The 25,702-nt window shown below is 61.3% G+C and carries 19 protein-coding genes; 8 read left to right on the top strand and 11 right to left on the bottom strand.

Annotated features, from left to right (window positions below; genetic code table 11):
• The first annotated feature begins 778 nt into the window (after positions 1 to 778).
• The 4 genes from CRI94_RS17180 to hrpB all read left to right on the top strand — a co-directional run bounded on the left by CRI94_RS17180 (position 779) and on the right by hrpB (position 8,655).
• On the top strand, positions 779 to 1,339 hold the full coding sequence (locus CRI94_RS17180) for a hypothetical protein (RefSeq protein WP_143815472.1): 561 nt from the start codon (positions 779 to 781) through the stop codon (positions 1,337 to 1,339).
• A gap of 86 nt (positions 1,340 to 1,425) precedes the next feature.
• Positions 1,426 to 2,577, top strand: a complete 1,152-nt coding sequence (locus tag CRI94_RS17175) for a mechanosensitive ion channel family protein (RefSeq protein ID WP_098079195.1) — start codon at positions 1,426 to 1,428, stop codon at positions 2,575 to 2,577.
• 48 nt (positions 2,578 to 2,625) lie between these two features.
• A complete protein-coding gene (locus tag CRI94_RS17170; protein ID WP_098079191.1) occupies positions 2,626 to 5,970 on the top strand; it encodes an ATP-binding protein in 3,345 nt (1,114 codons plus the stop codon).
• A gap of 144 nt (positions 5,971 to 6,114) precedes the next feature.
• Positions 6,115 to 8,655 carry an ATP-dependent helicase HrpB gene (gene hrpB, locus CRI94_RS17165; protein WP_098079186.1) on the top strand — a complete coding sequence of 847 codons (2,541 nt, stop codon included), beginning with the start codon at positions 6,115 to 6,117 and terminating at the stop codon, positions 8,653 to 8,655.
• A 9-nt stretch (positions 8,656 to 8,664) separates the two neighbouring features.
• Here hrpB and CRI94_RS17160 read toward each other — a convergent pair whose 3' ends face one another.
• Both CRI94_RS17160 and CRI94_RS17155 read right to left on the bottom strand, forming a co-directional pair.
• Positions 8,665 to 9,462, bottom strand: coding sequence for a crotonase/enoyl-CoA hydratase family protein (locus CRI94_RS17160; RefSeq protein ID WP_098079218.1), 798 nt, complete (start codon positions 9,460 to 9,462; stop codon positions 8,665 to 8,667).
• A gap of 70 nt (positions 9,463 to 9,532) precedes the next feature.
• Positions 9,533 to 9,838: a hypothetical protein gene (locus tag CRI94_RS17155; RefSeq protein ID WP_098079183.1), complete on the bottom strand. Its 306-nt coding sequence runs from the start codon at positions 9,836 to 9,838 to the stop codon at positions 9,533 to 9,535.
• A gap of 342 nt (positions 9,839 to 10,180) precedes the next feature.
• Here CRI94_RS17155 and CRI94_RS17150 point away from each other — a divergent pair, with 342 nt between their 5' ends.
• The 4 genes from CRI94_RS17150 (at position 10,181) to CRI94_RS17135 (ending at position 15,539) form a co-directional block, all read left to right on the top strand.
• Complete coding sequence (locus CRI94_RS17150) at positions 10,181 to 10,663, top strand: helix-turn-helix transcriptional regulator (protein ID WP_179862387.1); 483 nt, start codon at positions 10,181 to 10,183, stop codon at positions 10,661 to 10,663.
• 181 nt (positions 10,664 to 10,844) lie between these two features.
• A complete protein-coding gene (locus CRI94_RS17145; RefSeq protein ID WP_098079174.1) occupies positions 10,845 to 11,417 on the top strand; it encodes an RNA polymerase sigma-70 factor in 573 nt (190 codons plus the stop codon).
• The gene (locus tag CRI94_RS17140; RefSeq protein ID WP_098079170.1) at positions 11,414 to 12,472 is read left to right on the top strand and encodes a FecR family protein; all 1,059 of its coding nucleotides are present in this window, start codon (positions 11,414 to 11,416) and stop codon (positions 12,470 to 12,472) included. Before CRI94_RS17145 ends, CRI94_RS17140 begins: the two co-directional genes overlap by 4 nt.
• A gap of 193 nt (positions 12,473 to 12,665) precedes the next feature.
• Positions 12,666 to 15,539, top strand: coding sequence for a carboxypeptidase-like regulatory domain-containing protein (locus CRI94_RS17135; protein ID WP_098079166.1), 2,874 nt, complete (start codon positions 12,666 to 12,668; stop codon positions 15,537 to 15,539).
• 273 nt (positions 15,540 to 15,812) lie between these two features.
• On the opposite strand, the gene CRI94_RS17130 is transcribed toward CRI94_RS17135, so the two are convergent.
• The 9 genes from CRI94_RS17130 to ppc all read right to left on the bottom strand — a co-directional run bounded on the left by CRI94_RS17130 (position 15,813) and on the right by ppc (position 25,643).
• Complete coding sequence (locus CRI94_RS17130) at positions 15,813 to 16,712, bottom strand: hypothetical protein (RefSeq protein ID WP_098079162.1); 900 nt, start codon at positions 16,710 to 16,712, stop codon at positions 15,813 to 15,815.
• 195 nt (positions 16,713 to 16,907) lie between these two features.
• Positions 16,908 to 17,732 carry a zinc metalloprotease HtpX gene (locus tag CRI94_RS17125; protein WP_098079159.1) on the bottom strand — a complete coding sequence of 275 codons (825 nt, stop codon included), beginning with the start codon at positions 17,730 to 17,732 and terminating at the stop codon, positions 16,908 to 16,910.
• Positions 17,733 to 17,885: 153 nt separating this feature from the next.
• Positions 17,886 to 18,635 carry a CPBP family glutamic-type intramembrane protease gene (locus tag CRI94_RS17120; RefSeq protein WP_245846242.1) on the bottom strand — a complete coding sequence of 250 codons (750 nt, stop codon included), beginning with the start codon at positions 18,633 to 18,635 and terminating at the stop codon, positions 17,886 to 17,888.
• Positions 18,636 to 18,722: 87 nt separating this feature from the next.
• Positions 18,723 to 19,721: a LysM peptidoglycan-binding domain-containing protein gene (locus CRI94_RS17115; protein WP_179862386.1), complete on the bottom strand. Its 999-nt coding sequence runs from the start codon at positions 19,719 to 19,721 to the stop codon at positions 18,723 to 18,725.
• Positions 19,722 to 19,815: 94 nt separating this feature from the next.
• Positions 19,816 to 20,142: a tetratricopeptide repeat protein gene (locus tag CRI94_RS17110; RefSeq protein WP_098079151.1), complete on the bottom strand. Its 327-nt coding sequence runs from the start codon at positions 20,140 to 20,142 to the stop codon at positions 19,816 to 19,818.
• Positions 20,143 to 20,284: 142 nt separating this feature from the next.
• Positions 20,285 to 21,064, bottom strand: coding sequence for a TPM domain-containing protein (locus CRI94_RS17105; RefSeq protein ID WP_179862385.1), 780 nt, complete (start codon positions 21,062 to 21,064; stop codon positions 20,285 to 20,287).
• 110 nt (positions 21,065 to 21,174) lie between these two features.
• A complete protein-coding gene (locus tag CRI94_RS17100) occupies positions 21,175 to 21,774 on the bottom strand; it encodes a LemA family protein (RefSeq protein WP_098079149.1) in 600 nt (199 codons plus the stop codon).
• A 155-nt stretch (positions 21,775 to 21,929) separates the two neighbouring features.
• Positions 21,930 to 22,502, bottom strand: coding sequence for a hypothetical protein (locus CRI94_RS17095; protein WP_143815471.1), 573 nt, complete (start codon positions 22,500 to 22,502; stop codon positions 21,930 to 21,932).
• A gap of 210 nt (positions 22,503 to 22,712) precedes the next feature.
• Positions 22,713 to 25,643 carry a phosphoenolpyruvate carboxylase gene (ppc, locus tag CRI94_RS17090; protein ID WP_098079142.1) on the bottom strand — a complete coding sequence of 977 codons (2,931 nt, stop codon included), beginning with the start codon at positions 25,641 to 25,643 and terminating at the stop codon, positions 22,713 to 22,715.
• Positions 25,644 to 25,702: the final 59 nt, after the last annotated feature.

The following is a 25,702-nucleotide window of genomic DNA, read 5'->3' as shown; positions in this document are numbered from 1 at the left end:
ACATGGTGCCACGGGCTCCATCAACTGTTCGGGCTTCAGTACGGAAGACGGTGCTGCGCCCCTGCTCCACAGCGGTCTCGATGACCCAGGTGTGATCGAGCTACAGCACCAAGTTCAAGATACAAGGTATTAAGGTGTGGATGTGTTAAGGTGTGAACGTGTTTAGGTGTCAACGGATGAAGGTGTGGACATCATCAGATGATAGCACGTTACCTACCGGACACTTTCATACGAGCGTGTGTGATTTCAGTATTTCTCGGCGCAGCTGCTCCGAAATGCATGTGAGTATGTGGGTATGGGAGTGTGTGAGTGCGTCATGTTCGAAGATAATACTGAATCCAAATGATCGTGTCCGGATGCCGTGCCTCGGCTGTGGGGGCGATTCGATCGGGAAAAGGGAAGAGACGCAGGAATCAACGTTTTCGGGCACCTTCAAGCCTGGGAAACGCTTCCACAGATGATCGTGACCCCGACATTGTCATTTGGATTTGGTATAACGTCTCGTTTCCAGGACGCATGAGACGCACGAGATCCGTTTTTCGTTGACATACGAAGAACATTCCGGTTTGAAATCAAAACTGTCCGGTAGCTAGGATAGCACGTTGAACACGTGGAGATGGAGATACGCCTCCTGAGTTATTTTTGAAGCTCCTCCCACACACAAATACATTAACACTTTAAGACCCACACACCTTCAAACTTCCATACTTCCAAACCTTCATACTTTCAAACCATCCAAACCTCTCCGCGCACATACCTCATCCTCGTCGTCATCCTCTTGATCGCCTCGACGATGGTGGGTTGCGAGTGGCGCGAAATCCAGCGGCGGAACCAGCTCCCGTCGTGCGTTCAGGAAAATATGGGGGCGCAGATCGATGTCTATCCGAGGCTCGAAGAGGTCGAAGCGAACCTTCTCAAAGCGGGCGCTCTTCGCGATGTGACAAAGACGAGCTACCGATCACTCGTAGATTCGCTCTACACGCGTATCCTCGCCGGGCGCCCGGATGACCCATCTGGAACGCTGACTCGGCCGACCTTGTGCTCCGACGTGGAAGACTGCGACCGCCTTACGACACCGTCCGCAAACGTAGCGTATCCACTATGCTACCGTGAGATTGCCCAGGAATACGACCTGCCCGACAGCACGGGCTTCTGGGCCACACAGGGCGCGATCTGGACTTCCTTTCTGCGCGAAGGCAACTGGGCGCAGGAGGAGATGCTTCGCTCAATCGATGCAACACCTCCTAACCGCTTCGCTGAATTCGAAGTGCGAGCCTTCTATTCACAGCACGTCTTATACCTGACTGGCATTGTCAACAGCACGTCGACCGCGCGGTAGCGTAGGCCGGCGTTTCTCATTCTCCCGAGAATTGCCTTATCTTAGGACGTACGTCTCTTTCCGCTCGCCTCGTCCCACCCTGGCCGATGACCCGCGTCCGCCTTTTCTTTCCCATCGTGGTGCTCGCGGCACTGACGCTCCTTCTCGGCTGCGAGAGGTTTTCCCCCTCCACGTCCCCCCCGGCCGACACGTCACGTGCTTCGACCGTAGACACGAGTATCGCCAGCTCGGATACCTCGGCGGCGGACGGTCAGACGACAGCGGATACCGTCACCACCGAAGCAACAGGCGACACATCGGCGAACCGGGGCGGCACTGAGGCTGCGGACACAACCAAAACCGCGGAAGCGTCGACCGCGGATTCGGATGAAGCCGGCATCGATCGCGAAACGCTCGAGGACGTACGCAGCTACGGCTTCCGGTTCGCGATGGCTATTCTCGTCTTCCTGTTTGCGTTTCTTTGCATCAAGGGGGCAGTGTTCATCCTGGAGGCGCTGGCCGAACGCAGTGCGGAACGTCGCCTCCTTTTCAAACGCATCATCCCGATCGCGCGCATCCTGCTCTGGACGCTCGCGCTCATCATCGTGCTCCGCGGCATCTTTAGCGTGGATGCCCGGAGTCTCCTGGCCGCCGCAACCGCGATCGGTGTGGCCGTCGGTTTCGCCGCGCAGGACATTCTCAAAAACATCTTTGGCGGCCTCGTCATCATCTTCGATCAGCCCTTCCAGGCCGGTGACAAGATTTCCGTCGGCGGGACCTACGGCGAGGTCATCTCCATCGGACTCCGCTCTACGCGAATCGTGACGCCCGACGACAACCTGGTTACGGTGCCGAACTCGCAGGTCGTGGACGGACAGGTCTCCAATGCAAATGCCGGCGCACTGGACTGCCAGGTCGTGACCGATCTCTATCTTCCGGGATGGGTGGACGAGAGTCGGGCGAAGTCGATCGCCTATCAGGCCGCAGCAAACTCGTCCTACACGTACCTTCAGAAACCGATTGCCGTCATCGTAAAAGATGAATACGACGACGGACACGTCCTGCATCTAAAAGTAAAAGCGTACGTGCTCGATACGCGGTTCGAGTTTCTCCTGGCGAGCGATGTCACGGAACGAGCGCGGCGCATCTTCCGAAAGGAAGGATTGCTTGCCCCGGCCACTCGCGCCTTTATTGATGTCCCCGCCTCGTCCGACGCGCCCCCCTCCGGCGACGGCGCTCCGGACGCCCCGGTTGACTGACCATCGGCGACTGTCTTCTTTCCTTCTGTGCCTGACTGACGCTCCTCCGTGGCTGACACTCCCTCCACACCGGCTCCCGTCTCCCGGCAGCCAACCGATTCCGATAGCAAGCCTCACTCCGACGAAGCCCGCGGCCCCGCTTCCGTCGACGGCGTGCTGGAGGACATCCCTGCCGCCGTCCGCTCGCAGCACGACGATGTGCTGGATGCGATCCGTTCGGGCGTTCTCGACGAGCTCAAACCGGCAGCAGAAAAAGCCGCCGACCAGTTCGACGCTGCGCGCAAGACACGATTGGATCGGTTCCAGACGCTTCGCTCAGGTGCGGAAAGTGATCCGATCCCGACAGATGCACGGGACGTAATTCGCGACTATCGCCGAGCGTCAGTCGAAACGGTGCTAGTACCTTTAGCGGAAACGCTGCGATTCGTGGATACGGGGGTTGTCCTGCGGAGCGCGCGCCAAGGGCTGCAGGATGCACGTGCCTCTCTCACTACGCAGCAACCAGACCACCTCGAGCGAGCAGAGCCCGATGCTCTTTACGAGGCCGACGAAGCGGACGGCACCATTCGGAGCATACGCAAAACGTGGATTCGCGGCATGCGACGGGTTCGCTCGTGGGTGTCCAGCGGCGAGGACCGGATCCAGACCGTTCCGGTTGCCCAGCTCGTAGACTACCACCTCCGGCACCGTCTGCCGGTCGCTGAGAAAGCGGTCCTCCTCGATATCGAACAAAACCTCGCACGGTGGGTCGCCCGGCTCGAGCGGGCGGCGACCGAATGGATCCACGCCACACTGCGTGTGGAAGCCGCCGTCGACCGGTTGGACTCTGAAGCACGTCAGCGTCTCGATACGGCTCCCTCCTCAGACGACCCAGAATCGCAAGAGCCCACCTCCGATCGCAACGACCCAGGGGAGCAGGAATCGGAAGCCGTCCGACAACTTCGCGTAATGGAGACGACCGAGAAAGCATTTCTCGACGTCCTTCACGATGCCGCCTCTCTGACGCTGGACGACGCGGAGGACCGGCTACGCCGCCTGGCCCAATCGGCACAGGAGGCATTTGAGAACGACACGTTTCGCGCAGGGTCGTTCATGGCAAAGCGCCGTCGCGTCAAAACCCCGCCGGAAACGCCGACGGGGCGGTGGGTCGAGTGGCACCGCCAGGCCACCGCTCGACTTGCGATGGGCCACCATCTTTCCGAAATCCGGGACATTATTCACACGGAGCAGGCATCGATGACCGGAGCGATCGTCGACGCCGGTATCTCTCCGGCGCGTCAGCTGGTTCGAGATGCCCTGCGGCAGCTGAAGGCACTCCGTGAAGAGGTCGACTCGCTACTCGCGCTACCGGCGCCCGGGACGGAGCGACATCTCATTCAGGATCTCGATGCTGTGCTCGATCGAGCTCTCGACCTGCTGGAGAATGAGCTCGCGGCAGCCCTCCGGCAGACCACCGTTCGCCGAGATACGGAGGCCGTCGTGCAGGCGCGCATTGACACCATCCGGCTTGCTATCGACGAGCAGCCGGACACGTTCGTCGTCCACGCCCTCCCGGCCGATCCGGAGGCACCGATTTCGCCAGACGCACCGTCGCACACGGTTCAGTGGACCTCGATCCTTGAGGAAACCACGGCGGTACTGCTCTTCGATGCCTGGCGTGCGCTTCTTCCCCCCATCGCCGACACCGTTCTTCAGGTCACGTCAACAGCCGACGACGTCATCGGCATTGTACGGTTCAACCTGGGAGCTGCAATGGAGGAAGTGCAGGATCTCCTGGTGGCTCGCCGCCGCGATGAAACCAGCGATGAGATCGATCAGGGACATCTTGAGGCGGCGCGCGAACTGGCCCTCGACGGCCTCGATCGTGCCGCGGCGCTCCTTACCGACTCGGATCGTCCAATGGTCGATGCCGGACTTCCAATTGCTCGAGCGGTTCGGTCCACCACGACGGCGACGTGGGCGCGTATCCACGAGCGTGTTCGGGCCGCCGGACGAGCCCGCGAGCAAGTACTTCGTGCCCGTGCGCTGAGCGAGTCGTACCTCCGGACCGCCACTGAGTGGAGCCAGGCGACGGGCCGCGAGCTCCGGATCCGACTCCGCCGCACCCTTCAACTCGGACAGCGTCGCGCTGAGAAGATCGTTCAAATGGGCCAGACGGCCGTTGGAACGGGCGAGGTGGATGATGCGGTGATCCAGGAAACCGTGGCGGCCGTCATTGGACTCGGCGACGAACTGAGTGAAATGCCACTCGTCTACCGGCGTCTCTTTTCGCTGCGCCCGGTTCGCGATCCAGACCTGCTCGTCGGTCGGACCGCCGACATTCAGCGGGTCGAACAACACGTTCGGCAGTGGGAAAACGGCCTGCCGAATGCGCTCATCATCACCGGTGACCCGGGGAGCGGGATGACCAGCCTCGTCAATGTTCTCTCAGCCACATCGCTCCGCCGCGCACGACGCTACACGATCGAACTCACGGAGCGGTATACCGAAGAAGCGGATGTCGCACGGGTGTTCGCTCGCGTGCTCGGGCTCACCCGTACGGGCGACCCGGAAACGCTGGATGAACTAGCAGCCCGTATTCGCGAGCAGCCGACAAACGCAAGGCATCGCGTCGTATTGGTTGAGCATATGGAGCACCTCTTTCTGCGCGCCGTCCACGGCACAGGGCTACTCGCCCGCGTCGTGGAGTTCATGTCCGCGACGGATTCGCGACTCATCTGGATCGGTACGATCTCCGGCTTTGGATGGCAGATCCTGCAGGCGCACGAGCCGGACGCGGCCGGCCTCGTCGTACGTCATGCCCTCACACCGTTCGGTCGCGAGACGATCGAAGAGCTCATCATCCGTCGCCATCGGCGAAGCGGACTGGCTCTGACCTTTGAGGCTCCTGACGAATCCGCGCAGCCGCTCCTCGCACGGCGACTGGCCCGTGCGGAGACACCAGAAGCCCGGCAGGAAATGTTGCGACAGGACTACTTCGACCGGCTGCACAGCCTCTGCGGCCAGAACGTGATGCTGGCTCTCTTCCACTGGTTTCGTTCCGTTCGCATGGACGAGGATGGCTCCGGAATCCGTGTCGCACCGGTTCGCCCGATCCGTTTCGACTTCCTTGATACCTTCTCTGTCCGCCAGTCCTTTGCCCTGAAGGCGCTATTGGAGCATGCCAGCCTCACGGTGTCCGAGCTCGCCCAGGTGTTGCAGTTGTCTCCAGAGAAGGCGCGCACGATCCTCGAAGCGCTGGGCAACGCGCAACTGATCGCGCCCGCCGAGACGATCGGCATCGCTGGCACTTACGCGTTCGACGGGGTCGAACCCGACATCCGCTATCGCGTCCGGCCGATGGTCCTGCACCCTGTTGCACGTCACCTCCGCTCTCGCAACATCGTCCACTGATGTTGCGGTTGCGCCTTTCGATCGAGGCTGCCCCTGCAGGGTGTTCTCCAGCCCCATCTCGGAGCACCGCCCGGCGAACTGACGCCCGTTGCAGCGCGTGCAACTAAAGCTCGTTTGTTTCGCTCCGCTCCGAATGCACGTCGTATGTCCAGCCGGTCCATTCCGCCATCCGATCTCCCCATCGAGGACGTTCTGCCTGAATTGCGGCAGACGCTTCGCGACCGACCGGAAGCTGTTCTACAGGCGCCTACGGGAGCGGGAAAAACGACACGCGTTCCCCTCGCTCTGCTAAACGAGACGTGGCTGTCCGGCGACAAAATCATTATGCTTGAGCCGAGACGTCTTGCGGCCCGGGCCGCCGCCCGGCGCATGGCACACACCCTCGGGGAACGAGCCGGGCAGACGATCGGCTATCGCGTCCGAATGGACACAAAGGTCAGCAGCAAGACGCGGGTTGAGGTCGTCACAGAAGGGGTGCTGACACGGATGGTCCAGGACGACCCGAGCCTGGACGGCGTGGGCTGCGTCATCTTCGACGAGTTTCATGAGCGCAACCTCCAGGCCGATCTTGGACTCGCCCTCGCCCTCGAAACGCAGGACGTCTTTCGCCCGGACCTGCGATTGCTGGTGATGTCGGCCACGCTGGATACCGGTCCGATCGCAGAGCTTCTGGACGCCCCGCTGATCGAAAGCAAGGGCCGAAGCTATCCGGTAGACATCCACTATGCCGACGAGACGCCGGACGACTACATCGAGCCGCACGTCACCAGCAAGATCGTCGATGTGCTCCGCGAGGAATCCGGCGACGTGCTGGTCTTCCTTCCGGGAGCGGGCGAAATCCGACGCGTCGAGTCGTCCCTGAAGGATCGGGGCCTGCCGTCGGATGTGGATGTGCACCCGCTCTTCGGCAACCTTCCGACGAAGCAACAGGACGCGGCCATTGAACCGAGTCCGGACGACCGCCGCAAAGTGGTCCTCTCCACCGACATCGCGGAGACGTCACTCACGATCGAGGGCATCCGTGTCGTCGTAGATAGCGGGCGCGTCCGTACGCCGCGATTCGATCCGCAGAGCGGCATGACACGGTTAGACACGGTGAAGGTGTCGAACGCCTCTGCCGATCAGCGAGCCGGCCGCGCGGGGCGCCTCAGCCCGGGCGTCTGCTATCGGCTCTGGACGAAGCACACGCATCAGCACCTGAAGGATCACACGCCGCCGGAGATTGTGGACGCGGACCTGGCGCCGCTCGCCCTGGAGCTCGCGATGTGGGGCGTCTCGGACCCCGCCGAGCTTCGCTGGTTGGACCCACCGCCCGCGGCCGCTTACGAGCAGGCACGCGACCTGCTGCGTCGACTGGATGCACTCGACAGGGATGGAGCAATCACCGACCATGGACGCGAGATGGCTGCGCTCGGCCTGCATCCTCGCCTCGCCCATATGCTGGTCAATGGGCAGGTGCTCGGGCATGCCGCCATCGCCTGTGACCTCGCCGCGCTTCTCAGCGAGCGCGACATCTTCCGCGGGCAGGGCCAGGCCCCCGATGTCGACCTTCGCCTTCGCCTCGAAGCCCTGCGGCGCCTCCGGACGGGCGGACGTCCCACACCCAATCATGCGCGTAACTATGTCGTCCCGTACGGCGCAGCCGAACACGTCCGCTCCATCGCCGATCACTGGCGCCGCACCACCGGCACGAGCCTCGACCGGCACGGCGATATTGAGGCGTGTGGGCTCCTCACGGCCTTCGCCTACCCGGACCGAATCGCGGAGCACCGGGATGGATCGAATGGCCGTTTCCGGCTCCGTAACGGTCGGGCCGCCGCCCTCCCTTCCCCGCAACTCTTGTCGGATGCAGACTACCTCGTAGCAGCTCATGTCGACGGGCGTCGCCGCGAAAGCCGCGTCTTTCTCGCGGCCCCGATCAGCCATGACGACCTGACAGATTACTTCAGCGACCACATGGAGACGGATGTCCACGTCGCATGGGATGCGGAGGCGCGCCGGGTTCGAGCCCGAGAGCAAACGCGCCTCGGCGCCATTATCCTGAAAGACGGCCCGGTCGAAAATCCTGACCCTGAGACGCTCGCGCGCGCCGTTCTCGATGGCGTCCGAGAACATGGGCTCGACCTTTTGAAGTGGACCAAAAATGCTCGCCAACTGCAGGAACGCATCATTTTCCTGCACCATCATCTCGGCGATGAATGGCCGGACGTTCGCGACGAAGCCCTGATGCAGTCGCTCGACGAGTGGTTGTTGCCACATGTCTACGGGATGCGGCGAGCCAGCGACCTGAACGGCCTTCACGTCACGCAGCTGCTGAATGACCAGCTGTCATGGGATCAGCGCAACGAACTTGACGACGTCGCCCCAACGCACATCACGGTCCCGAGCGGCTCAAACCGACCGATCGATTACTCCGACCCCGACGCCCCCGTGCTCGCGGTTCGGCTCCAGGAAATGTTCGGGCAAACAAGCACCCCTCGCATCGCCGGCGGCCGGGTGCCGATTACGGTCCATCTGCTTTCGCCGGCGCAGCGGCCCGTGCAGATTACGCAGGACCTGAAGAACTTCTGGGACGAGACCTATCACGAGGTCGCCAAGGATATGCGCGGGCGATACCCCAAGCACTACTGGCCGGAAGACCCATACTCGGCCACGCCCACCAATCGCGTTCGTCCGCAGACCTGACACGGCCTGCTATGCCTCCTCGTCCGTGGGATGCTCCCTCGCGGCCCGGCGGCGACGGGCGTAGCGCTTAGCCGCCTCGATCGGCTCGCCTGATGACAACACCTGGCGACCCAGTTCTGCCTCGCGCGCGAGTCCCGCTTTTTCCGTCATCCCCACACCTTCGTAGGTCGCCCGGCGATCCGAGCGCATACACAGCTGGGGCATCGATGCGAGCGTGAGTGCCAGCGCCTCCGCCTCCTCCCGAGTCGAACCGTTGGGCACAACCCGCGTCGCAAGTCCCATCGCGTGCGCCTCTGTAGCAGGGACTTCTCGTCCCGTCAGAATCAGATCGAGCGCGCGCCCGAGTCCGACAATCTCCGGCAATCGCTGCGTTCCACCGTCCACAAGAGGCACCCCCACGCGGCGGCAGAATACGCCGAAGGTAGCGTCCTCGGCGACGACGCGCAGATCACACCAGCACGCCAGCTCCAGGCCACCGGCCACGGCGTATCCTTCGACCGCGGCAATCACCGGCTTCGACAACAGCATTCTCGTGCAGCCGAGCGGCCCATCCTTCGACGGGTCCGGCTCAATTGGGTGAAGGTTTCCATCGGCGATCGCTTTCAGATCCGCGCCCGCGCTGAAGTGTCCTCCGATGCCATAGAGAACAGCAACGGCGGCGGACTCGTCATTTTCGAAGTCACGAAACGCCTGCGCGAGATCTTGCGCCATCTTCGGGTCGATGGCATTTCGACGCTCCGGGCGATCGAGGATGACGGTATACACCGATCCTCGTGTTTCTACGCGGACATGGTCCGATACAGACATAGGGGACGACGTTGACGGCGAGAGATCACGGACCGCGTGAACCCCCGGGCGCGACTGAATGTTCGCCCCGTCACTCCGCCGAGGCATCCAGAATCGAGAGGGCTTCCCGGAGGAGGCGTTCCTGAGCAGCGGCCGTCTGGCGCGTGGCCTCAAACTTGGCCACGTGACGAGCGAGATCGCGCTCTTCCTCTGTATGGATTGCTGCGGACAGGGCCGTCAGCAGAAGTCGGATATTGATGTTCTCGTAGCGAAACCGATCCGCGAGAGCCTCCAGCGTGTCGACAAGTTCCTTGCGACTGAGCGGGGTGTCCTGCTCGGCATCGATCAGTTGTAGGGCACCGGAAGCGGACGAGTCGGGCAGAGACGGAATGGGCATAGCAAACGAGAACGAGAAAGGAGTCGCAGAGGAGGCGTTTCATCAGGATCGACCCTTCAATGTCGCGACAGGGCGGGGTAAAGCACCACGGGTTTTCTCCGTCCTGACCTGTTATGTCCGGGTCGTTCGGGCTGCTCCTATGGAGCACCGATCGCACGTTCCGCATGACGAAATTCTGCAATCCATTCCGCGGTGGACATGCATACCCTGATATCACACCACTCGGAGGAACGCAGAACCGATCCCGTCGTGTAGAAAACATGAAGCGCGATGCCTTTTATGACGTCTCACGGCTTCGGTCTGCGACCTTCATCATCACCTGACTATCCCTCACATTGTTCGATGATGTTTGTCCACGCCTTCCCATCGCGCCTGGACCGTCGCTCTCCGTCCGTTCGCCGACTGGTTGTTCGCGCACGTCGTTCGGATCGCCGCGATCGGATGCCCGTCGCGGATCCCTCCGTCGCGCCGGAAATTGTCGTCGGGCGAGCCGAGTCATTCGTAGACGATCACCTCGGCGACCCCGACCTGCGTCTACGCCGCCTTGCGTCAGCGGCCGACGTCAGCGTATCGACGCTGGGTCGAGCGTTCAAAACGGTGCACGATACGACGCCCTGGCAATACGTTCTTCAGCGCCGCGTCGACCATGCCAGCGAGTTGCTGGTCTCAACCGATCGTTCTCTCGCTGTCATCGCACTGGATGCCGGTTTTTTTGACCAGCCTCACCTCACACGTACGCTTCGCTCCTTCATCGGAAAGACGCCAGGACAGATCCGGAGCAAACGCGATGATCTTGACGATCCGACGATCTCTCGGCCTGTGTAGCAGGTCGTGCATGTCCAGACGAAAAGATCCGCAGAGATGAGCCTCCCCACGACCCGCTGTAAAGAACGCGTTTATACAACAGACGAGTAGTCACCGAACTTCGACGGCGTGTATTCTGCGTGACACGGCCTCGAACTCATCTTCCTCCCTCGTGCCCGCTGCCGTCGCCCATCCTTCGTCCATGACCGACGTATCCTTCGATGAGTGGTGCCGACGTTTGAAGGAGTCCGACCGCTCCGCCTACGAACAGGTCTTCCGCGAAATGTACGAGCCGTTGGTCCGGTACACGTGTTCGATCACGAAGAGCCGGGCGAGCGCAAGCGACATCGTGCAGGACGTCTTCGTGCGATTATGGGAGACCCGTTCGTCACTCGATCCGTCGCAATCGCTGGAAGCGTACCTGTATCGATCCGTGCGCAATCGCGCATATAACCTGCATCGCAATCGCCGCACGCGATCGGACAAGGAGGATGATGTGCAAAGTGAACCGGTCGGGCACCTGTCGAAGCCGCCGGCTCCTGACGACGCCGTCGATGCGCGAAATCTGGAATCGCACCTTGAGACGTGGATCTCCGAACTTCCGGATCGGCAACGGGAGGCGCTGGAGCTGAGTCGATTTCAGGGACTCAGTCACGAAGATGTCGCCGAGGTCATGGAAATCTCTCCGCGCACGGTCAACAACCACATCGTGCGCGCCCTCCGGTCGCTGCGCGAGCGGATTCGCACGTATGAACCCAGCTTGTTAGACGCATGAGTCGCAACCGTTTACCCTTTCCCGAAAACCTGCAGGAGCACCTGCCGGACGAGGAGGAGCAATCGTCGCTGAAGTCGGTCTGGCGCTTGCTCGGTCTTGTCGATGATGCGCCGACAGAAAATGACCGGCAGCCCGACGTAGACGCTGCGTGGGAGGCGGTTCGTCAACGTGCCTTCGCCGAGCCGGAGCCTCACGCCGGCGACGATCGACAGCCCGTACGGTCAACGACCACGCCGAACGATCGAGCCCCACGTTCACGTCGCGATGGGTCTAGATGGAATCGCTCGTCGGTCCTCACGGGAGCCTCGATATTGGTCGCAGTCCTGGTGGTCGGATTCGGGCTGTGGTGGCAACAACCGGTCAGCGTTCAGGCGCCCGTCGGAGAACAACGAACGGCCTCGCTGCCGGATGGCTCCACAATCGAACTCAACAGCGGCACGACCCTCCGGTATCAGCGTGGGTTTGCGAGTCTCCCTGGACTCCGCGCAGATCGGCGATCCGTTGAGCTGGACGGAGAGGCCTATTTCTCCGTCGTGCATGGCGACCGGCCGTTCGAAGTCCGGACGTTCAACTCACGTGTCGAGGTCCTCGGTACCGAATTCAACATCCGCGCTCGGGACGGTAAAACCACCGAAGTGGTTGTCACGTCGGGTCGTGTACGAGTGGAGTCGACGGCAGCGGAGAGCGATAAGCGCTCAGCCCACGCCACGGACAAAGGCATCGTGCTGGACGAACCCGGTGAGCGGAGCCGCGTCACGGATGCCGTGGAATCGCCTTCGACGGTCGACGTGTCGCGCGTCCTGGCATGGCGCCGTGCTGGCTTTGCCGTCAGCGACCAGCCGCTCTCAAGTATCGTCGCCGAGCTGCAGCGACGCTATGATCGGAGGGTTCGGTTGACGCCATCGGCACGAGCTCAGGGAGGATCGCTGTCCCTCTATTACAACAGCAAGGTCGATCCGGAGACGATCATCCACGACATCTGCACTGCGCAGGGGCTCGCGTACCGACCAATCAATGGCGGATTCGAGATTTACGTTGAGGACGCCATACGCTGAGATAGAACCAGCCTCTGCTTTCGGACCCGTTCGGTTCGTCCAGAGTTCACAATGACTGAAATGGTGCTCCAGCCACCCTTACTCGGCTGGGATCGTGCTGCTGATCACGGGAAAGCTTTTCCGTTGCAAGGTGAATCTGCTTTTTCGTGACCATCTCTCGTTCTGTTTTCGGCGCATCCGGCACACCTCTCCGATGGCTCTGCGGACCTTCACTTCCTGGCTGTTTGTCGCCGTCCTGATCGCTGCTCTCGGATGGCCCGAAGCCCCGTGTGCTGCGCAAGATGCCGCGCCCGACTCAGACGCGGAGATCGCCGCATCCGACTCGCTGTACAGCATGGCGCTTCGCGGGGTACCGCTCGCGACGGCCCTCGAGCGATTCGTTGCCGTCACGGAAGCATCCATGGCCTACGACGCCGATCTCGTGCGCGGACGCCGAAGTTTCTGCTCGGCGCGCGCCCTTCCGGCCCCGAAACTGCTTCGCTGTATTCTGAAGGATACGGACCTCGACTACGTGCTGTCATCGAACGGCACGTACATCATCATCGGCTCGCCTAAAACGAAGGCACGTTACGGCCAGATTGCCGGTGTGGTCGTCGATGCAAGCACCGGTGAACCGCTACCCGATGCCAATATCATCCTCGCGGATGCGGCCACAGGTACATCGACGAATACCTCGGGCCTCTTTCAACTCTCCAAACTCGTCGAAGGGCCCCACGAGGTGATGGTCTCGTACGTCGGCTACGAGATGGCTGTGCTGCGCATCGAGGTCGAGCCCGGACAGCAGACCAAGCGCAAGATCGAACTAACGCCACGTCCTCTCCTCACCGAACCGGTGATCGTGGACGGCCTTCAGCCACGGATGCCGTCCTCGTCACTCGGACAGGAGGCAGCAGAGGCCGGCGAACTGGAGGAGCCTGCGGCAAGCACCGGCACGGGCGACATCGCACGCACGGCAGGTACGTTAATGGGAATCGCAACGCAGAGTCCGCTGGCGGACCTCCACATCCAGGGCGGTGCTTCGGGCGAACACGAGATGGTGCTCGACGGCGTGCCTGTCCGCAACCCGGTGAGTGTCGGACGCCTGATCAGCGCCTTCAGCCCCCTCGCGCTGGGCCGCCTCACGACACACAAGGCCGGATACGGTGCGATGAAAGGCAGCTATCTGTCGGGCGTCGTCGAGCTCGAACACGACTTGACGCGCCGCAACACACGGTGGGCAACGTTGAGTGCCGACCCGGTGAGCACGAACGCACGGGCGCAGGGTACATTTGAGATCTACGGGCGCCCAATCACCGTGATGGGCACAGCGCGCGTCGGTATGTGGGACGTGTATCAGGACCCGGCGCTCCACGCGTTAATCCAGGACTGGTCGTCGCTCGATCCACTGCTGGCTCGCGCATGGGCATATCCGACCGCCTCATCAAGCGACCCGACGCTGTCGGATGTATCGCTGTCGAGTGCGGGCTACAATCACCAGCCGGCGGTTCAGTTCTCGGACTGGCATACGGCGGCGCGGGTGGAACTCACGCCGTATCGCTACCTCTTCGTTTCCGGCTACCACGGGCGTAGCGCCATCGGAGCGAGCCTCATCATGGACTCCCCGATGGATGAATCGCCAGGGTCCGTGGACTCGACCCAGGCGCCTCCGATTCCCGCCTACGACCGCTACGGGTGGAATAACACGACGGGCCAGGCTCGACTCGAATGGCTCATCGGTGACCGGACGATCGGCTCCGTTCAAACGTATGCCAGCCACTACGACGCTCGCTCGCAGTACCGCACCGGCGTGTCGACGCTCGGCCCCTCTCAGGATTCAGATTCAACTTCGTACAGTCAGGGTGGACTGTGGCGCCCAGACGACCGGAATCAGATCTCTGAACTTGGCGCGCGTGCTCGGCTCGACATCGGCATCTCCGCCGACCGTCGAATCGAACTCGAAGCGGGAGTCGAACATCTCCGGAGCCGCTTCCGGGTTGGCAACGCCTTCATTCCCACACTACAGCACGACCTGACGGCGACGCGAGCCATCCTTTCGGCCAACGGCGAATGGGCAATCAACGAGCAAACGATCGTCGAGACCGGGACGCGGCTAACGTACGTTCACTCTCGCAGCACGGTTTATTCCGAACCGCGCCTGGCTATTCGATTCGACGATCCGGACACACCGATCGGGGACTACTCCCTTCGCCTCGCGGGCGGCATCTACCGACAGTTCACGAGTCAATTTGATATCAGCCGGGATGGAGCCTCGGCCGTCGTGCCAACGGCCAGCGTGTGGCTTCCGACCGACCACTCCATCGCTCCTCCTCGCGCCTACCACGTGTCCGCCGAAGGGCTCTGGACTCCAACCGATGGGCTGACGATCAACGTCGAGAGCTATGCGAAATTCCAGCCGCACCTTCTGGCCATTGATTACCCCACCCTGCGAACCGGGGTCGCTATTTTCACCAAGGACTCGCCAGATCAGAGCACGTTCATTTCCTCCAGCAGGGGTCGGGCCATCGGCGCTGGCATCCGGGTCGCATACGAGAATGAGGTTGTCAACACGTCGGTCTCGTACAACATCAGCCAGGCCGAACGGACATTTCCCAATCGATTCGACGGACGACGCGTACCGACCCCGTGGAACGAACCGCACCGTGTTGACGCACAAGCGGAACTGAACATCGGTGCCGGTTTCTCCCTTCAGACAAGCTGGACGGGGATCTGGGGCCGGGCGTGGGCCTTCCGAAAGGCGTATTACGACTACCTCACGGGTCGGAGTTATTCCCAGAACAACACCGCCGGGTTCAACCGCGTGGCGAACGTGATTGAACAGCCTGAGGCTCCCGGCTTTAATCGCCCGGGCGACGACGTGCTACCACCGTTCCTCAATGTGGATGTAGGCTTCGGATACAACCGAACCTTCGGCGGCGTTGAGATCGGAGCCCTCCTTCAGGTCTCGAACGTCTTGGACCGAAGCAACGTGATCGATCGAAGCCTGATACCACGATTCATTACATACACTGACCGCCCACGCACCTTGCCAGGACGACTTCCCACCTTGTCTCTGACGGTCGGCTACTAATACGTTTTCGGAATGACAATGTCGGAGTGACCTAGCCATGCCGACTCAGCTGCCTTGATCTAGGCAGAAAAACGTTTCCACCTTATACGTTCAAACATTCTCGTGCTGAGGCTTGCCCCGACGGCGATCGGGGGGTGGGCGCATCCGCTAAACGGAGACCGTCTGAGACGCCGATATTTCGACGTTGAAACGGTATAAGAGGCCCTCCCAATACCTCATTCGAGCTGCGTGCGGCACCCCAAGGTCACGTCCTCCGGGGCGCTGCACTGACGGTCAGGGATCCACCTTGATTACCACGTAGCGGGACAATGCCCAGAACCCCTCGGGATCGTGAATCCGCACGCGGCCCGGCTCGATCGTGAAGGTATCGGGTGCGTACTGATGCGGTGAAATCACCTCTGCTGACGTGCCATCAAACGGTATGACGGTCGCATCGACGGTAGTTGTCTCAAATAGGTCCGGATGGAGATGCTTCAGGACCGGGGATCGCAGGAAACGGTTATCGATCACCTCCTTCTCCAGCAAAACATCTTGCGTTTCCGCGATGACATACGCCCGTCGGAGTGACCGGGCGGACGAGGAAAGCGACTCGTTTTTAGAAATCAGGCGATCTCGTTCCGTCCGGAGAGCGAGCACGACTGCAGCAAGCGAATCGATACGAGACGCCCGCCCGTCGGCGCGGCGCGCTGACGCATCCAGTTTCTCCCGGAGTTCGGTAATCGCTTGTCTCAGGTCCGACACGCGGGCCTCATCCTCTGGATCGTGAGAACGTTCGACACGCTGTTCGCCTTCCTGCAGGCTCGACTCCAGCACCGACAGGTAGCTCAAAAACTGTCGTTCCGCCGCACGGATCGAGCGTTCCGTGCGTGGGAACTCTGCCTCGAGGTGCACTGGCTGATCGACGCGTACTCCTCGAACGAGGCCCTCCCCGTTCGCCACACCAGCCAGATCGTCCATCATCTTGTGAACGAGCCGAGTCATCGACCGGAGCCGGTCGTCTTTTTGACGTCCCGAAACAACCAGGCGCTGGTTCCAGCTCTGGAGTTGATCGATGACCCGCTGATCCTGCGTACTTCGCTCCGCCTGCGGTTCCGGCGCATCGACACAGCCATTGAAACCGAGAATTCCAAGAACCAGAAGCGATGTGACAACGAGCGAAGCGGCAATTCGCATGACACAGAGGCCGAGACCCGGCACCAGAATGGGGAGGGAAAGAGGGCCTTGCCCCGGCAGCTGAGCAATCCTTACCGGGACAATCTCTAGAAAAAACGAAGGCCCCTATCGTGCCGACGAACCCGCTTCCACCCCGGTCATAACGACTTCTGGCTCAAACGACTGTAAGTACGTCATGCGCTCTCCAGCCACATGCTACGACATCGATTGCAGTCGTTGAATCCGATCTTCCGTTGGCGGGTGCGTCGAGAAGAGGGACTTCAGCCCGGAGAGTCCACCAGAAAACGGGTTAATGATGAACATGTGCGAGGTCGTCTCACTCGCGTTCTGCATCGGCTGGTGCGTGGCCGCTCGTTCGATCTTGCGAAGGGCACTGGCCAGACCGTGTGGCGACTGGGCGATTCGTGCTCCATCCCGGTCAGCAGCAAACTCACGCGAGCGCGAGATCGCCGCCTGAATGAGCATCGCCGCAAGCGGCGCGAGAATGAGCATCAGGAGGGACGTAAATATTCCATCGCGATTGCCGCGGTCAAAGAAGAACCCGAATCGCGCCAGAAGCGTGACTCCGGCCGCCAGTGTGGCCGCCACGGTCGACGTCAGGATATCGCGGTTTTCAACGTGCGCGAGCTCGTGCGCGACGACGCCGGCCAATTCATCGCGGTCGAGTGTCCGCATCAGGCCACGCGTTACCGCTACGACGGCGTTGTCCGGGTTTCGTCCGGTAGCGAACGCGTTAGGCTGATCCGACGGAATGATCGCTACCTTCGGCATCGGAAGACCTGCATTCTGCCGCAAGCGGTCTACGAGGTCATACAGTTCAGGGGCATCCCCACGCTCAATCGGCTTCGCTCCGTGCATCTTCAGCACGATAGATGAGCTAAACCAGTAACTCACGCCGTTCATGATCACGGCAAGGAAAAGGGCGATCGTCATACCGCCCGGCCCGGCCAGAGCACGGCCCACCAGGGCGAAGAGAACAATCATGACCGCCATGAGGGCGGTGGTACGAAAGGTGTTCACGAGGCTTTATCGTTTTGCCAAAGTCAATGCATCCGTGCAGTCCGGCGAATCAAGACGTCCGTTTCACTCTCGCCGGCCATACTCACCACGTACGTTTTTAAATGACAACACCCGTGCCGCTCCGCATTCTCTGCCGTTCTGGCAGGCCCAGATTTAGCCGAACAGACCGAGCGTCAAGTAGATGTCATACAGGGCGTGCGTCCAGGCTGCCACCCCGAATCCGCGCACCAGAAAAAGCACATTCAGCGCCAGACCGAACAGAAAGCGAAAGGTGAATGAGTCGAGGGCGAACGGGTCGCCCAACGCACCCGCGTAATGCACAAGGCTGAAGACGGCAGCGCCGATAATCGCTGCCGTCACATACGCCGTCGTTTGGCTTGAGAACATCCATCGAAAGAACAGGAAGAGCCCACCCACGAGAATCACCCGAAACACGAGCTCTTCGTAGAGTCCAGCACCAATTGACAGGGCGAGTTGCGTCCAGAGGTCATGCGCCATCTGCGGGCTTGGAGCCGCGGCAAAGACAGCAGCGACCAGGTACGAAACAAGTCCAGCGACCAGGACGGCATATACGGCGCTCTCAGCCAGAATTCCGGCAAAATAGGCGGGACGAAGCGGGATATTTTGCTTCCTCTCGTATACCATGATGCCCACACCCACGACCAGAACGGTCCCCGCCAGAACCCAAACGATCGGTCCACCCGTGAGAGCAGCGAGCTGCTTCATCCACACGTCGGCGCCGATGCGGACCGGTCGCCCGGAGCCGTAGTTTGCGACAGCGATCATCACCTCGTAGGCGATGAGAAGCGGCAGGGCGCTCAGGAAGCCGTACGTCCCGGTGCGGGATGCCGCCCAGTAGGCCGAGCGAAGCGCCCGTTCGGATGCTGATGTCGGCGCTGGCACGTGAGCAAGGGTCTAGGTGATGCGGAAGTCGAAGCCCCGAGTCGAGGCACTCATCGTACGCGTCGCACCAGTACGGTGTTACGCCGGTTACCTCCTGGTTTCGTTCACCCAGACGATACGGAGTTGGAGGTCGTCGGGGGAATCGCTGGCGGTGAATCCAAGGTGCTGAGCCACCGCCTTCGACACGTCCATGATCACGTTATCCTCGACGGGACCGCGATCGATGATACGGAGGAAGCTGTGACGCCGATTACCGGGATGAGAAAGCAGGACGATCGACCCGTACGGCAGCGTGGGATGGCTACCTGTGAACGTGGCCGGATCGTATGTCTCGCCACTCGCGGTAAGCCGTCCCTCGAAGGCTGTCGGATAGACGGCGACGGGACCGGTGGAATCAGGCTCAGGCGGTTCGATCTTGCCACGGCTCGTATTTCCCGGAATGTCGAGACGCTGACCGGGGTTGATCGTCGCGTCCTCAAGATCGTTCTCCGACTGGAGGGCCCGAACGCTCACGCCATACGCTCCTGCGATGCTGTAGAGCGTTTCTCCGGGCTGGACGACATGACTTCCGGCCCCAAACCGAGAAGGGACAAGCACACCCTGCCCTTCCTCGATCGGTGATCGAATGCTATCGTTCAGAGCAAAGAGGGTATCCGCCGTCGTGCCGAGCCGCAGGGCGATGTCCACCAGCGTATCTCCGGCGTCGGCGATGATCCGGCCGGGAGCCTTGATCGTGTCTCTCTCCGTCTCCGCGGCGTCTTCGGCATCAGCGGACGGCCTCTCCGGGGGCTCCTCGCCCCCTCCGGCATCAGCGTCTGGCTCCCCTTGCGAACTCGATGGCGACAGTGGGCGAACTCGAAGCGTCTGGCCGACCTGGATGCCGGCACCGTCCAGGTCATTCCACTTTTTGAGCGAACGAACCGATGTGCCGAACCGCTGGGCAATACCAAAGAGCGTATCTCCGGCCTGCACCGTGTACGTCGCCTCGTCGTCCCCGGTGTCCTGGGCAAGGACCGGCACCGCTCCCCAGGCGAGTAAAACGGCCGTCATACTCGCCACCAAAGCGAGACGAGGAGAAATGGACACAATCGCCCTCATGGACACATTCTCTCTGGGAATAGATCGACCCGATCGATCGGGATGCACGCGCTCGTCACGGTGACGCCGACATCCTCCGTCCTCAGTCGAAGCCGACACCTTCCGCCTTCAGCTTCGCATCCTGGAGCTCCGACAGATTCTTGTTGTCGCGCTGGTCGCGCGCGACCTCAATGCCCTGACGGTACGTCTCGATCGCGTCGTCCGTTCGGTCGAGACGCTCGTACAGTTTTCCAAGGTGATAGTACGTTCCAACGTAGTCGGGATCCGTCTCCACGAGCTCCTCGAAGAGAGACAGGGCTTTCTCCGTCTCGTCGCGCTTCAAGTGCTCCTGCGCCAGCGCAAACCGGACGAAGTTGTCCTGTGGGTCTTCTTCGTAAAACTCCAGGAGCTGCTGCAGACGATCGGACATGAGAACGGATGTACGTGAGCAAGGAACGTGAGGCATGACAGAAATCCGATGGACGACCGGCCGTTCCCGTATGACCGCCATGCTGTCGGACATATCCAGACGTTCACGGACGTGTGCGGCACGACGATTAACAGGATCCGGTTTACCAGGACCCGCCGGCGCCACCCCCACCGAAGCTTCCGCCTCCAAATCCTCCGAAGCCGCCGCCACCAAAACCATCTCCACCTCCGCCTCCCCCACCGAAGCCACCGGGGGATCCCCAGATGAAGACATTTCCGCGACGCCGTCTCCGGCCGCCATCTCCACCAGAGCCCCGCCGTTTCGACGTCAGGACAAAGTACAGAATGATGAACACGATGAAGATCAGCGTTTCGGAATCACCGCCGTCCTCGCGGGACGAAGATGGGCGTTCGGTGGCCGTGTACTCTCCACGGGCCGCAAGCATGAGCGAACTCGTCGCCCGATCAATCCCCTCGTAGAAGTTTCCCTTTCGGAAGGCCGGCCGCATCACGTTTCGGACGAGGTCCGACGCCACAGCATCCGGGATGCTGCCTTCCAGTCCGTAGCCGGTGGCGATGAACATGCGGCGGTCGTCCCGCGAAATCAGGACGACGGCTCCGTTGTCCAGTCCCCCCTGCCCGACCCCCCATTCGCGCCCGAGCTCGACGGTGTACTCGGCAATCGGAGCCCCCTGTAGCGACGGGAGCGTGACCACCACGACGGCCGTCGACGTTTCCGTTTCGTACGTGCGAAGCTTCTGCGCGAGCTGCTGTTCTTCACTGCCCGAGAGCAGATCCGCCTGATCCAGCACGGGACTGGACGGACGGGCCGGGATGTCGAATCGCTGCCCAAGAGCGGGCGCAGACGACACCCACGCAACCAGGAGAAGCAGTAGACCGAAAGCACGAAAGGTGCGAAGCACGACGTCGATGGGACGAGGAGCACAGAACGAGGGAAGCCCAGCACGCAAAGCGCTCGACCGGCGATGCTGCGACCGGTGACAGCCGCAGCATCGCAGCGTCAGATCAGGCGCTAATCAAACGAGACCGTGGGAGCGTCTTCGGCGCCTGCTTCCGCTTCGAACGGCTGACGCGGCTGGAACCCAGTGATGCCCGCGATAATGTTGGTCGGGAAAGACCGAATCTCCGTGTTATACTGTGCGACGGATTCGTTGTAGTCGCGCCGCGCTACGTTGATACGGTTCTCCGTGCCTTCGAGCTGCGCCTGAAGCGTCTGGAATTGCTCCGTCGCGCGTAGCGTCGGGTAGTTTTCCGACACCATCAGGAGGCGACCGAGCGCCTTGCCAAGCTCGCCCTGTGCTTGCTGATACTGCTGAATTTTCTCCGGGTTGTCGAGATCATCAGCATCAATCTGGATCGACGTGGCCCGTGCGCGCGCCTCGGTAACCTGCGTCAGCGTTTCCTGCTCGAAATCGGCGGCACCCTGGACGGTATTGACGAGATTGGGAATGAGATCCGCCCGACGTTGGTAATTGGACTCCACATTGGCCCAGGCCTGGCGAACAGATTCCTGCTGCTGCACCATGCTGTTGTACGAACTCACGCCACCGCAGCCACCAACAAGAAGGAGGAGACCCAGGATAGCGAGAACGATCGTTCCTTTGCTACGCATCGAGTTGAGACGATATGTGATAGGAAGGGGGACGAAATTGCCGGGGCAAAATGTCACCGGTCAGATGTGCCCACAGTTCGACCGCACTACGTATGAGGTACGGTGAGAGTTGCAGACCGCCTACAGATCGACGATGAGCCGCGGTCATCCTGCCTTTATTCGGGCGAATCGAAGGTGACAACAAGGTCCGGTGGGGTGTACCGTCGAATGGCCGCTTCGTGCGTGGGATGGGATACGCACAGGATGACGAGGCCCCAATACGCACTCACACGATCAAGGAAGTACTCAACCGTTGTCGGTTCGGCCTCACCGTTGACATCGGGGCCTTCGGTGTGCGTATGGGTAAAAAGAGCATCTACATTCTCGAAATAAAGAACTGCATCTTCCTCGGATGCATGATCGAACGATTTTCGTAGTGCGTTCTGCGTGTGGATCCGACGCTCCCCAAGCAGTGTGGGAACCTGAAACTGATGGACAGTCGGGGTGGCGTGCTCGACGAGATCTGACAGCGCTTGCTGCCGTGCCGCTCGGTCTCCATTATGAAAGACGATCATAAAGCCGTGTTCGCCCACTCCTTCGGTGATCGAAGGAAGAGCCTGTACGGCTTCCTCAAACGCCTGGGTGTTGAACGTTACGACCGGAATAGACGCCTTCGAACCGGTCGGTGCGTCCTTCTCCGTGTCATTTGGGTTTGATTCTTCTCCAGTCGGCATCGGCTCTTGAGACATAGAGGCACCCTCGTCGTTTGTGACCGTGCTGCAGCAGAAGCGCACGAAGAACGTTCGGCGCGAAACGTCGACCTCCCGGCGCGGGGCGCCAGCATGTTCAACCGTCGTCATGCACCGCCCTACTCCGGCGGAAGAATTGGGGCATTTTAGCGTTTTTTGTGACCGCTTGTTCCTTTTCATCCCCCGTCGATATCGAGTTCCGTGCCCACATCAACCGGTGCTCTGCATCGCCGCAGCGATCCCGTTGATGCTTAAGAAAAGCGCCATCCGAAGCGAATCGCGATGCGCCTCGCTGTGTCCGTTCTCATCGGCCATCGCCCGGTCGCGCTCGATCAACTCCACCTGCAGAAGATTCAGCACATCGGTGTACGGATTGCGGAGACGAATCGACTTTTGCAGCACCGGCGTGTTGTCGAAGAGTTCGTCCTGTCCTGTAATCGTCAGAATCGCCTCTCGCCCCCGGTCGAAGTCCGCATCGATAGAATCGTGGAAGGACGTATCGCCCGTGCGCAGTCGCTCATCGTAATGATGCGCAATCGGCAAGCGAGCACGTGCCATCTCCCGCTGGGCACTGTCCATCACCGCGGTGAAGAAGGGCCAGTCGCGGTAACAATGACGGAGCGTTTCGAGGGTGCCGTCCCGTTCCGAAATCACTTCCTCGAATGCAGCACCGGTGCCATACCAGCCGGGTACGATGTAGCGGGCTTGCGTCCACGCAAACCCCCACGGGATGGCGCGGAGATCTTCGAAATCCACCTCCTCGTCGCTTGACCGCGAGACCGGTCGCGAGGCGATCGGCAGTCGGGAGATGTGCTCAATAGGCGTCACTTCGGTGTACCACGGCCACCACTTGGGGTCGTCGATCATATCGCGGTACGTCTCCATGGCGCGATCCGCGATCTCGTCGAGCAACGTAGCAACCTCCGTCTCCTCTTCATCCAGTCCGACCGGCCCGTCACTCGCCTCGCCGCTGTCCGCTCGGGCGGTAGCTGTGAGTGTGGCGCTGACGAGCTGCTCAACGTGGCGTCTCGCGATGTCGGGAAGGGCGTAGCGGAACGAGATGATCTCGCCCTGCTCGGTGAATCGGATCTTGCCGTTGTGCACGTTCGACGGGAGCGCACGAATGGCCTGGTACGTGTGGCCGCCGCCCCGTCCCACCGTGCCGCCACGTCCATGGAAGAGACACAGATCGATGTCGTAGTCGTTACACACCACGCCGAGGCGATAGATCGCCTTGTGCAATGCCCAGTTGGCCATCCAGTAGCCTCCGTCCTTGTTGGAGTCGGAATAGCCGAGCATGATCTCCTGAAACCCGTCGCGTCGCTCAAGGTGGGCGGCGTACAGGTCGTCGGTAAACAGCGCCTCCATCCGGTCATCGGCGGCGTCCAGGTCCTCGATCGTCTCGAAGAGCGGGACGAAGTCCATCGGGCAGACGAAGGCGTCGGTGTCGTCATTGACGGACTCGACGCTCCCGATGCCGGCCTCTTTCGCCAGTAGCATCGGCTCGAGCAAGTCACTAACCGAGTGCGTCATGCTGACGATGTACGCGCCGACCGCGTCCGGGTCGACCTTCAGCATAATCCGCAGCGTGCGAAAGACCTCAAGGAGCGTCCCGGCCGGATGGGGAAGGTCCGTGCCGCGAGGCACGAGTGGACGTGGATTCGACAATTCAGCCCGCAGAATCTCGAGCTTCTCGTCCTCGGGTAGTGCGGCGTAATCGTCGGTCACGCCGGCGTGGCGTAGCAAAATCGTGATCGCTTTCTCATGGACACCGGAGTGCTGGCGGACGTCCAGCGCGGCGAGATGAAAGCCGAACGTGTCAACGAGGACGCGCATGCGATGGAGCCGGCCCGTCCGTCCCGCGTCCTTCACGCCATGACTCTCCAGACTTTCGGCAATCATCTGCAAGTCGTCCGCGAGCTTCTCAGAGGTGTATGCCGCTGCACCTTTCGTCGGAATCAATCGCGCGATGTCCCCCGTCTCGACCGTTTCTCCCGTCGGGACCGCGTCGCGAAGGGCACGGAGGCGCTCCTCCATGTACGCGAGCTTCAGTCGGTACGGCTCGTTGCGATACCGGTGGAGCGTATCACCATCGAGCGTTATGCTTTGAGCGTCGCGTTCAATCGATGAAATCAGTTCGTCGGACACCTCCGTCTGGTTTCGCGACAGGCTGAGGTCGTCGCGCAGGTCGTCGAGCTCGTCGAGGAGATGATCGAGCGTCGTCCGGCGTTGCCGCGCGAAGGTCCACCGCGTGACGTTTGGCGTGACGTTGGGATTCCCATCGCGGTCGCTACCAATCCACGACCGATACGTGAGAAAAGCCGGCACGTCCGCTGTCGTATCGTAATGGCGGCGAAGAGCCTGCTGCACGTCCTGGTGAATGCGTGGGATGGTGTCCCAGATGCCGCCATGGACGAAGTAATGTCCCTGCTCGACCTCCTCCTGCACGGTCGGGCGCTCGGAGCGAATCTCATCAGTTCCGAGGAGAAACGCGATTTGATCGTACAGCTCATCGAGGGTCGTCGCGCGCTCGTCCGGGGTGGCGTCGGGACTTTGAAGCGTAGCCAGAAGCCCCGCGATCCGTTGCTGTTTCTGCAGAACGGTTCGACGCCGCGCCTCCGTTGGATGGGCCGTCAGCGTCGGGCCGATCTCCAGGTCGGAAAGCCAGTCGATGACCTCATCGATCGTCGCGCCGTCCTGTTTCAGTTGGTAAATGGCGTCGTCGATGGATTCAGATCGCGGAGACGAATCCCTGTGACCATCGCCCGAGCCCGGCCCGAGCGGCCAGTCAGCCGGACCCGACCGGCGGGACCGCTCCCGATTGATCCGGATGATCTCCTGCTGCTCCGCCTGGTTGACGAGGTGGAAGAACGTGGTGTACACATGCAGCACCTGAACGATCTCCTCCAGCGTCATCTCCGAAATCTTCTCCGCCGCCTCTGCGCGGAGGGATTCGTCATCATCGCGATCGGCCCGTTTACATAGCAGTCGAAGGGACTCGACACGCTCAAAGACGTCCTCCCCCATCTGCTCTTTGGCAATCTGCCCGAGCATGGCACCAAGCAGATTTACGTGCCTGCTTAGCGGCCGCGAAATTCCGGTTCCTTCCGTTTCGAGGTCGAGTCCTTTCCAACGAGGCATAGGCTGGGGCCGTCGTAAAAATAAATATAAGAACCTGTTTGACGGACAGCCTTCGGCCA

Origin of the sequence: Longibacter salinarum (assembly GCF_002554795.1) — a bacterium.
Classification (GTDB): domain Bacteria; phylum Bacteroidota; class Rhodothermia; order Rhodothermales; family Salinibacteraceae; genus Longibacter; species Longibacter salinarum.
This window is presented reverse-complemented; position numbering and strand designations above follow the sequence as displayed.

What these genes read in the sequence shown, in the direction of transcription:
- CRI94_RS17100 (WP_098079149.1), bottom strand. Translation starts at nt 21,774, where the DNA reads ATGCGTAGCAAAGGAACGATCGTTCTCGCTATCCTGGGTCTCCTCCTT.
- CRI94_RS17175 (WP_098079195.1), top strand. Translation starts at nt 1,426, where the DNA reads ATGACCCGCGTCCGCCTTTTCTTTCCCATCGTGGTGCTCGCGGCACTG.
- CRI94_RS17135 (WP_098079166.1), top strand. Translation starts at nt 12,666, where the DNA reads ATGGCTCTGCGGACCTTCACTTCCTGGCTGTTTGTCGCCGTCCTGATC.
- CRI94_RS17145 (WP_098079174.1), top strand. Translation starts at nt 10,845, where the DNA reads ATGACCGACGTATCCTTCGATGAGTGGTGCCGACGTTTGAAGGAGTCC.
- CRI94_RS17095 (WP_143815471.1), bottom strand. Translation starts at nt 22,502, where the DNA reads ATGTCTCAAGAGCCGATGCCGACTGGAGAAGAATCAAACCCAAATGAC.
- CRI94_RS17150 (WP_179862387.1), top strand. Translation starts at nt 10,181, where the DNA reads ATGATGTTTGTCCACGCCTTCCCATCGCGCCTGGACCGTCGCTCTCCG.
- CRI94_RS17160 (WP_098079218.1), bottom strand. Translation starts at nt 9,462, where the DNA reads ATGTCTGTATCGGACCATGTCCGCGTAGAAACACGAGGATCGGTGTAT.
- CRI94_RS17130 (WP_098079162.1), bottom strand. Translation starts at nt 16,712, where the DNA reads ATGCGAATTGCCGCTTCGCTCGTTGTCACATCGCTTCTGGTTCTTGGA.
- CRI94_RS17140 (WP_098079170.1), top strand. Translation starts at nt 11,414, where the DNA reads ATGAGTCGCAACCGTTTACCCTTTCCCGAAAACCTGCAGGAGCACCTG.
- hrpB (WP_098079186.1), top strand. Translation starts at nt 6,115, where the DNA reads ATGTCCAGCCGGTCCATTCCGCCATCCGATCTCCCCATCGAGGACGTT.
- ppc (WP_098079142.1), bottom strand. Translation starts at nt 25,643, where the DNA reads ATGCCTCGTTGGAAAGGACTCGACCTCGAAACGGAAGGAACCGGAATT.
- CRI94_RS17155 (WP_098079183.1), bottom strand. Translation starts at nt 9,838, where the DNA reads ATGCCCATTCCGTCTCTGCCCGACTCGTCCGCTTCCGGTGCCCTACAA.
- CRI94_RS17110 (WP_098079151.1), bottom strand. Translation starts at nt 20,142, where the DNA reads ATGTCCGATCGTCTGCAGCAGCTCCTGGAGTTTTACGAAGAAGACCCA.